Below are 13,187 nucleotides of genomic sequence, written 5' to 3' on the forward strand. Positions count from 1 at the left end.
AAAAAGACCGCCTGTTACCACTGACAGTCGGTCAAATGAGATGGGAATATTACCCTTATCCATAAAATACATCGGTTACTTTCCGTACGTAATTCTGAGTTTCCTTGAATGGCGGGATTCCGCCGAATTTATCCACATTGCCTGGACCTGCATTATAGGCGGCCAAGGCCAATTCGATATTGTTGTCATACCTGTCGAGCATTTGACGGAGGTATTTGCTGCCTGCATAAATGTTTTCTGCCGGATCAAAAACATTCTTTACACCAAGGCCCCTTGCAGTACCAGGCATTAATTGCATCAAGCCGGATGCGCCTGCATGACTGACGGCATTCGGGTTAAAATTCGATTCCTTTTGAATGACAGACTTAATCAGCTTTGCTGGCAGGCTAAATGCCTCAGCTGCCTTGTCGATAATATCATCAAAATCTGTTCTTTTTCCTGCTGCTTTTGTCAGCTGGATAGGTGGAAGCATTTGTCCGATGCTCAGCTTGTTGATGGAATCAATCGCATTTTTTGGACTGCCGAAAAATTCTTCAAGACGAGTTGCTGTAGCACCAAGTTCATCGTTTTTTTCGGTCATGATGCCCGAAAGCATCTCCTGGAAAAGACTGTTCCCATTTTGAGAAGAGGGCTTGTTGAAGTTTTGAAGAGCCTGCAATTCAAGCATGACTTTTAACTGGTCGACGTTCATTCTGAAATCTCCTGCCTGGTTCACTCTTGTAATTGATGATATTTTTTAGCGTAGAACCGCTTGATTTTATTATCGGTAGGTCTCATAGGAATGTTAAGTACTTTAAGCAATGCTGAGAATGCCTTTGACCCTTCGGCTTCGTCAGTCACTTCATATTCTAGCTCATAATCTTCCGAATTTAAATAGTAACTATGGTCTAGGACGAGCAATCCGCCTTTGTACTCTAACTCGGCACGCACTGTTGTCAACGAACCGAAGTACTGCAATTCATGAGCATTTTCGATCAGGCTGTCGACTGCGTTTTTTACTTCTCCTCCTGGCAGTGTTCCGGTTGACAAAACTTCCCTGGAGACATCTGAGGCAAGATCCTGATTGGTCTCGAGCAATCCCTGGAAGGCTGGCTGCTTCAGCGTCATTTCAAACTTGCTGCCTTTTTCCCTTATTCGGAGCGCCGCCCCATAATCTTTCAATGAAAAAGAAGGGGTATCGAAATAGTGATTGACTTGTTTTTTAAAATCGGTATCTTCCAGGTTAAAATGCTTGATGAGCAGGTGGAACTCATCCTCTGTCAGCATATTCTTGAATTCGATTTCAATATTCTGGCTCACATGCGTCCGTCCTTTCTTATTAACTGTTATTTATTATCTCGTTAATCTCTGTTTGCTTCAATCTTTAGTAGAAATTGGTTCATTATGATAAAATAAAAAAGATTATGGAGGTAGAGAAATGAGCCAAAGAATTAAGATTACTAATGCGAAAATCGAAAATAATGAGCTGCTGCTCAACACCGAAACGAAAATGAAACTTGACGGACTGGCTGCTACAGGCCAGATGCTGGTTGATTCTGATCAATTATCATTTATTTATATCGTCGATCAAGAGGACGGATATCGATATGTCACGATTCCGGATGGAACATGGAGCGTCATTAAAGAAGGTCTTGATGCGGGAATCGACACCTTCTTGAACTCAGATGGGGAAAAATTAAAACTCGAAGGTTTTGGCACCGAAATGGAATACCTGATCGCAAACATAACAGGCAACAGCAACTATGGAGAGGAAATGGTCACGAAGGTTGAAGAGGTATTTGCTGCTACATTGGCTTAGACTTTCGTGAAAAGAACCGGATGAGGTGACTGATGTGAAACACTGGGATCAATTTTTAGAACCTTATAAATATGCTGTTGAAGAGCTGAAGGTCAAGCTGAAAGGAATAAGAAGCCAATATGAGCTCCATTCCGATCACTCACCGATTGAATTTGTCACAGGAAGGGTAAAGCCTATTGCAAGCATTCTTGACAAGGCCCATCAGAAGGGGATTTCGCTGGATAAGCTGGATTTGGAAATGCAGGATATTGCCGGATTGAGGATCATGTGCCAATTCGTTGATGATATCAAAACGGTCGTGGAACTGCTGAGAAGCCGGAATGACTTTGAGATTATCGAGGAAAGGGATTATATTTCCCATAAAAAAGCGAGTGGTTACCGCTCTTACCATGTAGTTATTCGCTACCCCGTCCAGACCATTCAGGGCGAACGAAACATCCTTGCGGAAATCCAGATCCGTACATTAGCAATGAATTTTTGGGCTACGGTCGAGCATTCGCTTAACTACAAATATAAAGGGCTATTTCCTGAGGATATTAAAATCAGGCTCCAGCGAGCTGCGGAGGCCGCTTTCCGCCTTGATGAGGAGATGTCGACCATCAGAGGGGAAATACAGGATGCCCAGGCATTTTTCACACGTAAAAAAGAGATGCAGCAGGATGGAAAGAAATAGACTTAATACCGATATGCGGGGGTGTTTGAATACATGAAATTTGCAATCACTTCAAAAGGGGATTCACGGTCAAATACATTAATGCATAAAATGAGGACTTATCTTTTAGATTTCGATTTGGTTTATGACGAAGATCAACCGGATATCTGCATATCAGTCGGCGGCGATGGCACATTGCTATACGCTTTTCACAGGTACAGCAGCAGGCTGGATAAAACAGCATTCATCGGAGTACATACCGGCCATCTCGGGTTTTATGCAGACTGGGTTCCTGAAGAAATCGAGAAACTCGTCATCGCCATAGCCAAGACTCCATACCAGGTAATTGAATATCCCCTGCTTGAGGTGATCATCAGATACCAGCATGGCGGCAGGGAAACAAGATATCTTGCCCTGAATGAATCGACAGTCAAATCAGTAGAAGGGACATTGGTGATGGATGTGGAAATCCGCGGCCAGCACTTTGAACGATTCCGCGGTGACGGGTTGTGCGTTTCAACACCTTCCGGGAGTACAGCCTATAATAAAGCATTGGGCGGAGCGATTCTTCATCCTTCGTTAAGAGCCATCCAGGTAGCCGAAATGGCATCAATCAATAACAGGGTTTTCCGGACAGTAGGATCGCCGCTGATTCTTCCTGATCATCATACATGCACACTAAAGCCAGTGAACAGGCCTGATTTCCAGGTAACAGTCGACCACTTGACCCTATTGCATAAAGATGTGAAATCCATCCAATTCAGGGTGGCCGACGAAAAAATCCGATTCGCCCGCTTCAGGCCATTCCCATTCTGGAAAAGGGTTCATGACTCCTTCATTTCGGACAGTGATTAAGACTGACAAGTGGGGAATGTCGGAGATAATTTTCATGGAATTATGTAATGGATATTTTAAGTGACTTAGCTTTTCAAAATGTCTAATAAAAGAGGTTTAATGGACCTTTTACTATGTCCAATTAACAGCATTTATAACAGGGAGCCTTTGATATGGCAAAACACTTCACACTGGAATTCACAGCGGAGACTGCCGACAATGGAAAGGTGCTGAGGGAATTCCTGAAGGAAAAGGAAATTTCAAAAACAGCATTGACGGATATTAAATTCAAAGGCGGTTTCATCGGGGTGAATGGCCAGGAAATGAATGTCCGGTATATTTTAAAAAGCGGTGATCGGGTTAAGGTGATGTTTCCCCTTGAAGTGCCATCAGAAGGTGTGAAGGGGGAAAGCATCCCCCTTGACGTCATCTTTGAGGATGAATACCTGCTGGTCATTAATAAACCGCCGGGCATGAATACGATCCCTTCGCGTGAACATCCTCATGGCAGCCTGGCAAGCGGGCTGATCGGTTATTATGGAGAACGAGGTATATCTGCCACGACCCATATAGTCACCAGGCTGGACCGGGATACCTCGGGACTCGTGCTGATCGCCAAGCACAGTCATGTCCACCACTTGTTCAGCAAGCAGCAGCAGGCAGGGGGAGTCAAACGTACATATGAAGCAATTGCAGAGGGTTCTGTACAGGAGAATCAGGGCAAAATCGAGCAGCCAATCGCCCGAAAAAGTGACAGCATCATTGAGCGGGAAGTGCATCCTGAGGGCCAGTATGCAGTCACTTTGTTCGAGGTAATTGAACGGTACGCAAATTTTACCCATATTAAACTAAGGCTGCTGACAGGGCGGACCCATCAAATCAGGGTCCATATGTCCCATATTGGCCATCCGCTTCTTGGCGATACTTTATATGGCGGCAACAGAGAGGAAATAGCAAGACAGGCATTACATTGCAGGGAACTCAAATTTTACCACCCGTTTTTACATAAGGAATATAAGTTCACCTCGGACCTTCCTGAGGATATGAGTGAATTGTTCGCAAAAGGCAAACCGATTTGATACGGTTTGTCTTTTTACATTTTTATCAGATATTTCATTCTATATTTCCGTGAAATCTTCAAATCATAAGGGAGTAGTAAATGAAAATCAAGGAGGAAGCATCAGTTGAACATTCATAAACAAGGTAAACTTATTGCGGTTTCTGCTGTCATGCTTTTAGGGCTTGCAGCCTGCAATAACAATAATAACGAAGCAATGGATTTACGTGACAATCGAATGACTACCCTTGGAAATGACCGTACTGGTTATTGGGACAATGATACAAACAGACTTAGAACGCAGAACCAGAGACCTGACACAAACACTGGCAGGAACAATGGTCAAAGTGAAGCAAATGCTACAAGTGAAATCCTTCAGATGCCGAATGGGTATTTAACGGTTGACCCGAACTCATACAGCACTGGAATCCCTAGCGCGAAATATCCGCACACTCAAATGAATGGGCAGGGAAGATTGACCCTGGAAGATGGCCAGCGAGCAGATTTGAACAATCTGCTTAATGAATTGCAGCGCCGCACGGGAATTGATATGCCAGACCTGAACGAAGGAGGAGCGGCTCCGGCTCCAAATGAGGGAACAGCACCAGCCCCGAATCAGGGAGCAACACCAGCTCCAAATCAGGCAGCGCCTGCGCCTCAAGCACCAGAACAAGGAACAGCACCAGCTCCTGAACAAAATCAGGGAGCAGCACCAGCACCTGAAGCGGCACCGGCACCTGCTCCAGAACAAGAGGCAGCACCTGCTCCTGAGCAAGCACCTGCGGAAGAAGCCGCACCAGAACAACAAAAGCAAACTCCAAGTGGAACAGAGTTGAGTGCTTTCGAATCGAAAGTCATTGATTTAACGAATGAGCAGCGCAGGAAAAACGGCCTGCCTAACCTGTCGCCTGATACAGCCTTGAGCAATGTAGCACAGCAAAAATCAAATGATATGCAGGCGAAGAATTATTTTTCACATACAAGCCCAACCTATGGATCTCCTTTCGATATGATGAGGGATTTCGGAGTAACGTACAATTCGGCCGGAGAAAATATTGCCATGGGACAGCAAAGTGCCGAAGAAGTCGTGAATGCATGGATGAACAGTGAGGGACATCGGAAAAATATCCTGAGCCCGAACTTCACGCATATCGGTGTCGGCCATACGGCACAAGGCAATTATTGGACGCAAATGTTTATTGGCAAGTAAACCAAAAAAGCTAACCATGACTAAATGGTTAGCTCAGACTGTAGACAAACTCGATAAAAATCGTGTTTGTTCTACAGTCTTTTTTGATTGGTGCTGAACTGTTGATTTCCGTTCCAGGCGCTTCGCTTTCCGCGGGAAGAATATGAAAAAGACCAACTGCCGTCTTTTTCATAAGCAATCCTTGGGGCTGTGGCGGAGAGCCTCCTCACCGCCGTTGTCGTCTGCGGGGTCTCACCTTTCCAGCTGATCCCGCAGGACTATGAATTCGCTTCCTTGAAAATTCCCACGCACGATGGAAATGCGTTGGCATTTTCGGAGGAGTCAACGCGCCTTCCACCCCAATCAACTGGACTTTCAAACTTAACGTGGTACTATGAACGAAAATTATTTTAAATTATTCTATATCCCTGAATTTTTCAGCTACAAGCGGCATTGTAGATGGCACAGAGACGAGTTCAACCTCTGGATAGCGCAAAGCCGTCAATTGTCCGCCGAACACCGCCCCTGTATCTATGTTATAAGTATTGCTGACAATCCTCGGTTCCCTTACTGGTGTATGTCCATAAACGATGAGCGCTTTTCCTTGGTACTTTTTCGCCCAGTCGCGCCTGACAGGCGTGCCGTCAGGGTTTGCTTGTCCGGTGATATCGCCATAAAGGACGAACGTTTTCACTTTGGACCCACTTTTGCCTATGTAATCTTCTCTTATCCCTGCATGCGCAATGACGAGTTTTCCTCCGTCAAGTACCTGGTACAGCGGAGCAGCCTCATATAAACGGAGGAACTTTTCCCGGAAAGAATCCTTCTGCTGTTTATCAAGTGCTAAATACTCTGACACAGTGGTTTCAAGTCCGTGGGTAGTCTGTACTTTGTTTCCTGACAGATAACGGTAAAGCTTATTACAATGGTTTCCTGGAACGTAATAGGCCATTTCCCTGGACACCACCAGTTCATAGACGAGTTCTGCGACCTTGAGAGAGTTAGGCCCCCGATCAGTCAAGTCTCCTACAAAAGCAAGCAGACGTCCTTCTGGATGAACGGGAATCCCGGAATCCCACCAGTAGCCCAGTTTTTTTGTCAGTTCTTCAAACTCAATCAAACACCCATGTATATCACCAATTATATCCAGTTTCATAAGTTGTCCCTCCTTTTGTTAGCTTATTTTTTCCCTCGTGATGGAAAATGAAAAGTAAAATTTTTTTACTCACAATGTATCCCGAAAAAGGGAATGTTAATGAAAAGGTCGATTATATTTTACGATAGGAACGGATGAAAACAAACTTGTGCAGGCCAACAAGAGCAGATAAAAGACAAAGAATACAATAAATGCTAGTATAATGGAATGTACAGAGAAGGAAAGGGGGTAAGGTGGATGACTGAAGAACGTCAAGAATCAGCATCAAAGCAGCAAATCAATACCGAGCTGCTGATGGAAGCACTTTACTCTGAGAATATTGATGCTTTTAGGGCAGAGTTTTTAGACCTGCATCCGTATGATCAGGCTGCATTCTTCAGTGAACTGAAAGACGATAAGCGTGCGAAGGTTTATCAGTATTTGTCCCCTGAAGAAATGGCAGAGCTTTTCGAAAACCTGGAAGCGGATGATGAGGATTTCAAAGATGTGCTGGCACAGATGAATCCGAATTATGCGGCCGACATGCTCTCGAATATGTATGCGGATGATGCGGTTGATGTACTGAATGAGCTGGATAAGGAACAGGTGGCAAGCTATCTGACGATCATGGATGAAGAAGCTGCCCAGGAGATCAAGGACCTGCTTCATTATGAAGAGTACACTGCCGGCAGTATCATGACGACTGAATTCATTGCGATTTCTGCGAATCAGACTGTCAGGTCAGCAATGTATATTCTGAAAAAAGAAGCTCCCCAGGCTGAAACCATTTATTATATTTTTGTTATTGATGAGGTTAAACGTCTTGCTGGTGTCATTTCACTCCGCGATTTGATTGTTGCCGATGATGAAACCATGATTGGCGAAATTATGAATGATCGTGTTGTTTCCGTCTCGGTTGGGGAGGACCAGGAGGAGGTAGCGCGTATGATGCGTGATTACAACTTCCTTGCTCTTCCGGTTGTTGATTTTCAGAATCACCTTCTGGGAATCATAACGGTCGATGACATTATCGACGTTATGGAAGAAGAAGCATCCGATGACTATTCCAAACTGGCTGGTATTGCTGACCTGGATAGTGTTGACCGCAATCCCATTGCTGCTGCTAAGAAGCGGCTGCCATGGCTGATCATCCTGCTGTTTTTAGGGATGTTCACCGCTAGCCTCATTGGCAGGTTCGAGGATACCTTGAATAAAGTAGCGATTTTGGCAGTCTTCATCCCGCTGATTGCTGGTATGGCAGGAAACACGGGCACACAGGCTCTTGCAGTTGCAGTAAGGGGGATAGCTACTGGCGATCTTGAAAAAGAAAGCAAGTGGAATATTATCTTAAGGGAAGCCGGAACTGGCTTGATCACCGGGTTTATTTGCGGTGTTTTGGTCACCCTGGTCGTTTTTTTCTGGCAGGGTGATCTATTCCTCGGCAGTCTGGTCGGTATTTCGATTTTTATAACCTTGATCATTGCAACGCTCGCAGGATCATTGGTGCCTTTGCTGATGCACCGGTTAAAAATCGACCCGGCAGTGGCATCAGGTCCGTTTATCACGACTATTAATGATATTATCAGTATCCTCATTTATTTCGGAATTGCCACTGCTTTCATGAGTTATTTAACAAACTAAAGGAGGGATGGGATGGAACATCATGCATCGATTACTTCGCTCGTAATCGTCATCATTGTTGCATTTTTAACACCCATATTGCTGCATCGATTCAGAATGAATTTCATACCTGTCGTGGTTGCCGAAATCATCATGGGTCTGCTCATCGGCAAGAGCGGATTCAATATCGTCCATGAAGATGCATGGCTGAGCACTCTTTCTACATTAGGCTTCTTGTTTCTGATGTTCCTGAGCGGGCTGGAAATCGATTTTACTGCCTTTTCAGGTGGCAAGAAAAATAAAGTGATGGCCAATGGCAAAAAGGAGCCCAATACTTTTGTGGTATCCTCCTTGATTTTTATAGGCATTTTCATTGCTTCATTCGGTTTGTCCTATTTATTCGTACTTGCCGGCTTCATTGAAAATGTATTTTTAATGACCTTGATTATTTCGACGATTTCCCTTGGTGTAGTTGTGCCAACTTTGAAAGACGCACATTTAATGAAGACGAATATCGGGCAGATCATTTTATTGGTCGCTGTCATTGCTGACTTGGCAACAATGATTCTGCTTGCTGTTTTCGTTTCTCTTTATGATGGAGGAGAAGGAAATACATGGCTGCTGCTAGTCCTGTTTGCAGCAGGAGTGGCGCTGTATTTTGTCGGAAGAGCCTTCAAAAACCGTACTTTCATCAATGCACTTTCAACAGGGACTACACAGATCGGCACCCGTGCTGTCTTTGCGTTGATCATCCTTCTGGTTGCCATCTCTGAAACTGTTGGTGCGGAGAATATCCTAGGTGCGTTCCTGGCTGGCGTGCTTGTTTCCTTGCTTGCTCCAGATCAGGAAATGGTTCACAAGCTTGATTCGTTTGGATATGGATTCCTGATTCCTATTTTCTTTGTAATGGTGGGAGTCGAGCTGGATTTGTGGTCATTGCTGAGTGACAAAAAGCTTCTTTTACTGATTCCGCTTTTGTTGCTGGCTCTATTTATATCAAAGATGGTGCCGGTGTATCTTTTGAAAAAGTGGTATGACACCACAACCGTATTGGCGTCCGGTTTCCTGCTGACATCCACACTGTCTCTGGTCATCGCGGCTGCTGCAATTGGAGAAAGAATGGGAATGATTACTCCGCAAATGAACGGGACACTGATTCTCGTGGCCGTTATTTCGAGTGTTTTGACACCGATTTTATTTAAAAAGGTTTTCCCTCAGGAAAAGGCGGAGGAGAAAAAGGTCAAAGTGGCATTCATTGGTGCCAACCAGATGACACTTCCTGTATCACGTGAATTACAATCATCCCTGTATGAACCAGTCCTTTATCATACAAAACAGGAGAAATCCGAGAAGTTAATTGCTGATTCAGTGTTTGAAATCATTGAATTGGAAAATTATGAAACCGAGACACTCGCAAAGCACAAGGTATTTGATGCACCTATCCTCGTGATTTCCACTGGTGATGGCGAACTGAATGCGTCCATTGCAGAAAGTGCAAAGGATAGCGGAGTGGAACGAGTCATAGCCAGGATTGAAACTCCTGATCTTGCTGCTGAATCACAGGAAAAGGGAATTGAAGTATTTTCCGTCCTCAGATCTACTGAGTCCTTGCTTCGCGCCATGATTGAATCACCAGGAGTCATGAGCATCCTGACAAATCATGAGAATTCACTGCATGAAATCCGAATGCTCAATGATCACTTTGACGGCATGAGCATCAGGCGTTTCCCATTCACAGGAGATGTGATCTTTGTCCGAATCCTTCGAGACAATGAGTCGATTGTTCCGCATGGAGATACTGAATTGAGATTGAATGACCGTTTGATTGTTACGGGTTCAAAAGAATATGTTGATGAACTGAAACGTGAATTAGAATTCTGTTTCTGGTGCTAAATACGGAAACCCGCCTTTTTGGCGGGTTTTTCTTTTCAAATGAAAAAAAATAGTGTAGAATTAGCACTAGGTACTAATAACATGTATTAAAACGGGGGTATTTGGAGAATGACTCTTTCACTGAACGGAAAAACATACGTTGTAATGGGTGTTGCCAATAAACGAAGCATCGCATGGGGAATTGCTCAATCCCTTCATAACGCAGGAGCTAATTTGATCTTCACTTATGCAGGCGAGCGTCTCGAGAAAAGTGTCCGCGAACTTGCAGAATCACTTGATAAAAACTATCTTGTTTTACCTTGCGACGTTACCAGCGACGAGGATGTGGCTAAGTGCTTCCGGGAAATCAAGGAAGCTACCGGAACTATTTCTGGTTTAGCGCATTGCATCGCATTCGCAAATAAAGAAGAATTGCAAGGCGATTATATGAACGTTACCCGTGATGGATTCCTTCTTGCCCACAATATCAGTGCTTATTCATTGACAGCAGTGGCCAAGGAAGCAAAGGAACTGATGGCTGAAGGCGGAAGCATCGTAACCTTGACGTATCTGGGCGGTGAGCGAGCAATCCCGAATTACAATGTCATGGGCGTTGCAAAAGCTTCCCTTGACGCAAGCGTACGTTACCTGGCAGCAGACTTAGGTAAGCAAAACATCCGTGTTAACTCAATCTCTGCAGGACCAATCCGGACATTGTCTGCAAAAGGAGTCAGCGACTTCAATTCCATCCTGAAGGAGATCGAAGAGAAAGCACCGCTCCGCAGAAACACGACTCCAGAAGAAGTTGGCGATACAGCATTATTCCTGTTCAGTGACCTTTCACGTGGCATCACTGGCGAGAATATCCATGTAGATTCTGGATTTCATATTCTTTAAAGAAGGATCATTAATCCTTAATAGCAACAGAAGAAAGCCCGCTGTTTATCAGCGGGCTTTCTTCTGTTGCCAGAAATGCTTAGGTTTCGTCACCTATCATAGGCAAACGCATAAACATAAAGGGAATGAAGTATTGGAGGTGCTGAACTTGGGAAGGAAACGCAGTCGTAAAACTTTACCTATATTTTATATTAACCAACCACAGCTTGACTTTCCACAACCTGATATGCAGAGGGATTTCCTTTATAAGAACACTGAAGATCGAAAGGAGTCTAGTCAAAATCCTGTAATGGATCAGATGAAGACAGAATCCTCTCTTAAGAAGGAAGAAATGGTGGAAACAGAGGCAGAAACTAAAATTGTAACTGAAAGCAAAACTGAAACTGAAAGCGAAACAAATAAAAAGAAGTCTTTTAGTGAGTATACTCTTGAGGAAAAAATCAGACATTTAAAGCTTGTACCGGCTTCTGTGGTAAAAGTCAAATATGAATTCATAACCCATACTGGATCGTACAAAGGATTTTTTATAGAAATGAAAGATGGAGTACTCTTGGTTCATTCGATTGTTCCAAGAAAGAAAAATGTCACAATTTCTGAACAGGATCTGATAGATATTAAGCGGGCGGGATTATAAAAATAGGCTTACCTTTTTACGGTAAGCCTGGTTCATCCTAGCCTTTATAAGCAATTTATTGCCCAGGAAGGCTTGATAGTGGAAGTGCTGCTACTGGATCCAGGCAAGTGACTGCACAGAAGCAATCCAGATCAACAGTGATACAGATACCAGTCCGGAAGAATTCGTTTCTGGCTCCACCAGTTTGAATCTGAGCACAAGGATCAGCAAAGTTACCGCTATCTCCCCGAGTAGTCAATAACTCGATTTTAGCGCAGCAATCGTTATCTACAGAGGTTACCCTGAAGAAGAATGAGCGGAAGCAATCCAAATTTCCGTTTCTAACTCGTGCTCCAAATCCTTCAAAAGGTACGCAATCCCCACAATACAAGATTAGAGGAATTGTATCTAAACCATTTGGTGTTTGTGCGCCTGCTAAAAGTTCTTGAATCGATCTGTGGCAGCTGACATCGCAATCATTGTCTACATCCACTTCATCCTGGGCGTCTGCAACTGCTCTCAAGACCTCGCATACACAGCTGTCGCCATCGTGTTTTTTACCTTTGCAACCCATAACAAGTTCATCTCCTTTTAGTTGATATGACCTATTGTCCTTAATAGAATATGAATCGCCCTCCTATTGGTGTGGGTGTTTGTCTAATTTTCATCATGATTCGCACAAAAATTAATGACAGGAGCGGACAGGCTCCTGCCTATACATAGGGATTTGCCCTGCATATGCTGAAATGACTCGAAAAAGTGCAGGTGGTGTAAAAGGTGGGTAGCTGGTTTGATTTTTGCCTTCTTATATTAGCTAGCTTCCGTTTGACCCGGCTGATTGTGTACGATACTATCACTGGATTTCTCCGGGCTCCCTTCCATGAAACAGTGGAAGAGATAACTGAGGACGGTCAAACAGAAACATTCATAGAAATTAAAGGTTCCGGGCTGAGGTACTGGATAGGAGAATTATTGAGCTGCCACTGGTGTACAGGAATATGGTCATCAGCTATCATTTTTGGGGCTTACTCGCTCTTCCCAGAGTTTTCGCTTCCGGTGATCACAATTCTGGCCATTGCAGGTGCAGCTGCGCTCATTCAGCATTCTCTTGTAAAAGATTGATGTCGTTCATAGAAATTAATGAGTCCGTCCAGAACACCTGGGGACAAAATGCCATAAAATGATATATGGACTCTTTAATGAAGGAGTTGGTGAACATGGAGAAAAAGCAACAAGCTTCCAGCGGGGAGCAGAAACCATCCTCCAATGCGAAGCGAATCACAGGTACAAGACGCAGGCGAAAAACAGGCGGCTGCGGTTGCGGGAAGAAGAAAAAAACATAAATTTGCGCCTGCCATTCATACTGGCAGGCGTTTTCTTTTTAAGCTTTAAGGTGTATGGAGCTTCATGTTTGAAAACTGGCCAGCCAATTTTTTAATGGTAATCAAAGGGATCTTAAAATAAATTCTTTTGAAATCAAATCGTTCTTTACAATGCATGGAAATAATATCCGATATAAA

At 44.0% G+C, this 13,187-nt stretch carries 15 protein-coding genes; 11 read left to right on the forward strand and 4 right to left on the reverse strand.

The genetic code is table 11. From position 1 onward, the window contains the following. Window positions 1–55: 55 nt before the first annotated feature. Window positions 56–691 (reverse strand): lytic transglycosylase domain-containing protein, encoded by a 636-nt coding sequence (locus tag EJA10_RS01885; RefSeq protein ID WP_125478291.1) that lies wholly within the window; start codon window positions 689–691, stop codon window positions 56–58. A gap of 20 nt (window positions 692–711) precedes the next feature. Further along, entirely contained in the window at window positions 712–1,299 is a 588-nt protein-coding gene (locus tag EJA10_RS01890) for a CYTH domain-containing protein (RefSeq protein ID WP_125478292.1), read from the reverse strand. A 118-nt stretch (window positions 1,300–1,417) separates the two neighbouring features. On the opposite strand from EJA10_RS01890, the gene EJA10_RS01895 reads away from it, so the two are divergent. The 5 genes from EJA10_RS01895 (at window position 1,418) to EJA10_RS24040 (ending at window position 5,551) form a co-directional block, all read left to right on the forward strand. Beyond that, window positions 1,418–1,798 carry a UPF0738 family protein gene (locus EJA10_RS01895; RefSeq protein ID WP_125478293.1) on the forward strand — a complete coding sequence of 127 codons (381 nt, stop codon included), beginning with the start codon at window positions 1,418–1,420 and terminating at the stop codon, window positions 1,796–1,798. Between the two features lie 34 nt (window positions 1,799–1,832). Then, entirely contained in the window at window positions 1,833–2,471 is a 639-nt protein-coding gene (gene yjbM / locus EJA10_RS01900; RefSeq protein WP_125478294.1) for a GTP diphosphokinase, read from the forward strand. 33 nt (window positions 2,472–2,504) lie between these two features. Further along, the gene (locus EJA10_RS01905; protein ID WP_125478295.1) at window positions 2,505–3,305 is read left to right on the forward strand and encodes an NAD kinase; all 801 of its coding nucleotides are present in this window, start codon (window positions 2,505–2,507) and stop codon (window positions 3,303–3,305) included. Window positions 3,306–3,457: 152 nt separating this feature from the next. Continuing rightward, window positions 3,458–4,363, forward strand: coding sequence for an RluA family pseudouridine synthase (locus EJA10_RS01910; RefSeq protein ID WP_125478296.1), 906 nt, complete (start codon window positions 3,458–3,460; stop codon window positions 4,361–4,363). A 105-nt stretch (window positions 4,364–4,468) separates the two neighbouring features. Further along, window positions 4,469–5,551, forward strand: coding sequence for a CAP domain-containing protein (locus EJA10_RS24040; RefSeq protein WP_425462059.1), 1,083 nt, complete (start codon window positions 4,469–4,471; stop codon window positions 5,549–5,551). Window positions 5,552–5,945: 394 nt separating this feature from the next. Here EJA10_RS24040 and prpE read toward each other — a convergent pair whose 3' ends face one another. Next, complete coding sequence (gene prpE / locus EJA10_RS01920) at window positions 5,946–6,686, reverse strand: bis(5'-nucleosyl)-tetraphosphatase PrpE (RefSeq protein ID WP_125478297.1); 741 nt, start codon at window positions 6,684–6,686, stop codon at window positions 5,946–5,948. 294 nt (window positions 6,687–6,980) lie between these two features. Here prpE and mgtE point away from each other — a divergent pair, with 294 nt between their 5' ends. The 4 genes from mgtE to EJA10_RS01940 all read left to right on the forward strand — a co-directional run bounded on the left by mgtE (window position 6,981) and on the right by EJA10_RS01940 (window position 11,688). Beyond that, window positions 6,981–8,306 (forward strand): magnesium transporter, encoded by a 1,326-nt coding sequence (mgtE, locus tag EJA10_RS01925; protein ID WP_425462060.1) that lies wholly within the window; start codon window positions 6,981–6,983, stop codon window positions 8,304–8,306. 12 nt (window positions 8,307–8,318) lie between these two features. Beyond that, window positions 8,319–10,178: a monovalent cation:proton antiporter family protein gene (locus tag EJA10_RS01930; RefSeq protein ID WP_125478299.1), complete on the forward strand. Its 1,860-nt coding sequence runs from the start codon at window positions 8,319–8,321 to the stop codon at window positions 10,176–10,178. Between the two features lie 108 nt (window positions 10,179–10,286). Further along, window positions 10,287–11,054 carry an enoyl-ACP reductase FabI gene (fabI, locus tag EJA10_RS01935; protein ID WP_125478300.1) on the forward strand — a complete coding sequence of 256 codons (768 nt, stop codon included), beginning with the start codon at window positions 10,287–10,289 and terminating at the stop codon, window positions 11,052–11,054. A gap of 148 nt (window positions 11,055–11,202) precedes the next feature. Next, a complete protein-coding gene (locus EJA10_RS01940) occupies window positions 11,203–11,688 on the forward strand; it encodes a CotO family spore coat protein (protein ID WP_125478301.1) in 486 nt (161 codons plus the stop codon). Window positions 11,689–11,743: 55 nt separating this feature from the next. Here the strand turns inward: EJA10_RS01940 and EJA10_RS01945 are convergent, their stop codons facing one another. Continuing rightward, window positions 11,744–12,241, reverse strand: coding sequence for a CotY/CotZ family spore coat protein (locus EJA10_RS01945; RefSeq protein WP_125478302.1), 498 nt, complete (start codon window positions 12,239–12,241; stop codon window positions 11,744–11,746). Window positions 12,242–12,444: 203 nt separating this feature from the next. Here EJA10_RS01945 and EJA10_RS01950 point away from each other — a divergent pair, with 203 nt between their 5' ends. Together EJA10_RS01950 and EJA10_RS23875 are read left to right on the forward strand one after the other, a co-directional pair. Continuing rightward, entirely contained in the window at window positions 12,445–12,789 is a 345-nt protein-coding gene (locus tag EJA10_RS01950; RefSeq protein WP_125478303.1) for a DUF1360 domain-containing protein, read from the forward strand. Window positions 12,790–12,884: 95 nt separating this feature from the next. Then, window positions 12,885–13,010: a hypothetical protein gene (locus tag EJA10_RS23875; protein WP_281274458.1), complete on the forward strand. Its 126-nt coding sequence runs from the start codon at window positions 12,885–12,887 to the stop codon at window positions 13,008–13,010. Window positions 13,011–13,187: the final 177 nt, after the last annotated feature.

The sequence above is a fragment of the Mesobacillus subterraneus genome, assembly GCF_003937825.1.
In the GTDB taxonomy this organism is placed as follows: Bacteria; Bacillota; Bacilli; order Bacillales; family Cytobacillaceae; genus Mesobacillus; species Mesobacillus subterraneus.

What these genes read in the sequence shown, in the direction of transcription:
- EJA10_RS01885 (WP_125478291.1), bottom strand. Translation starts at nt 691, where the DNA reads ATGAACGTCGACCAGTTAAAAGTCATGCTTGAATTGCAGGCTCTTCAA.
- fabI (WP_125478300.1), top strand. Translation starts at nt 10,287, where the DNA reads ATGACTCTTTCACTGAACGGAAAAACATACGTTGTAATGGGTGTTGCC.
- prpE (WP_125478297.1), bottom strand. Translation starts at nt 6,686, where the DNA reads ATGAAACTGGATATAATTGGTGATATACATGGGTGTTTGATTGAGTTT.
- EJA10_RS01895 (WP_125478293.1), top strand. Translation starts at nt 1,418, where the DNA reads ATGAGCCAAAGAATTAAGATTACTAATGCGAAAATCGAAAATAATGAG.
- mgtE (WP_425462060.1), top strand. Translation starts at nt 6,981, where the DNA reads ATGGAAGCACTTTACTCTGAGAATATTGATGCTTTTAGGGCAGAGTTT.
- EJA10_RS01905 (WP_125478295.1), top strand. Translation starts at nt 2,505, where the DNA reads ATGAAATTTGCAATCACTTCAAAAGGGGATTCACGGTCAAATACATTA.
- EJA10_RS01945 (WP_125478302.1), bottom strand. Translation starts at nt 12,241, where the DNA reads ATGGGTTGCAAAGGTAAAAAACACGATGGCGACAGCTGTGTATGCGAG.
- EJA10_RS23875 (WP_281274458.1), top strand. Translation starts at nt 12,885, where the DNA reads ATGGAGAAAAAGCAACAAGCTTCCAGCGGGGAGCAGAAACCATCCTCC.
- EJA10_RS01910 (WP_125478296.1), top strand. Translation starts at nt 3,458, where the DNA reads ATGGCAAAACACTTCACACTGGAATTCACAGCGGAGACTGCCGACAAT.
- EJA10_RS01930 (WP_125478299.1), top strand. Translation starts at nt 8,319, where the DNA reads ATGGAACATCATGCATCGATTACTTCGCTCGTAATCGTCATCATTGTT.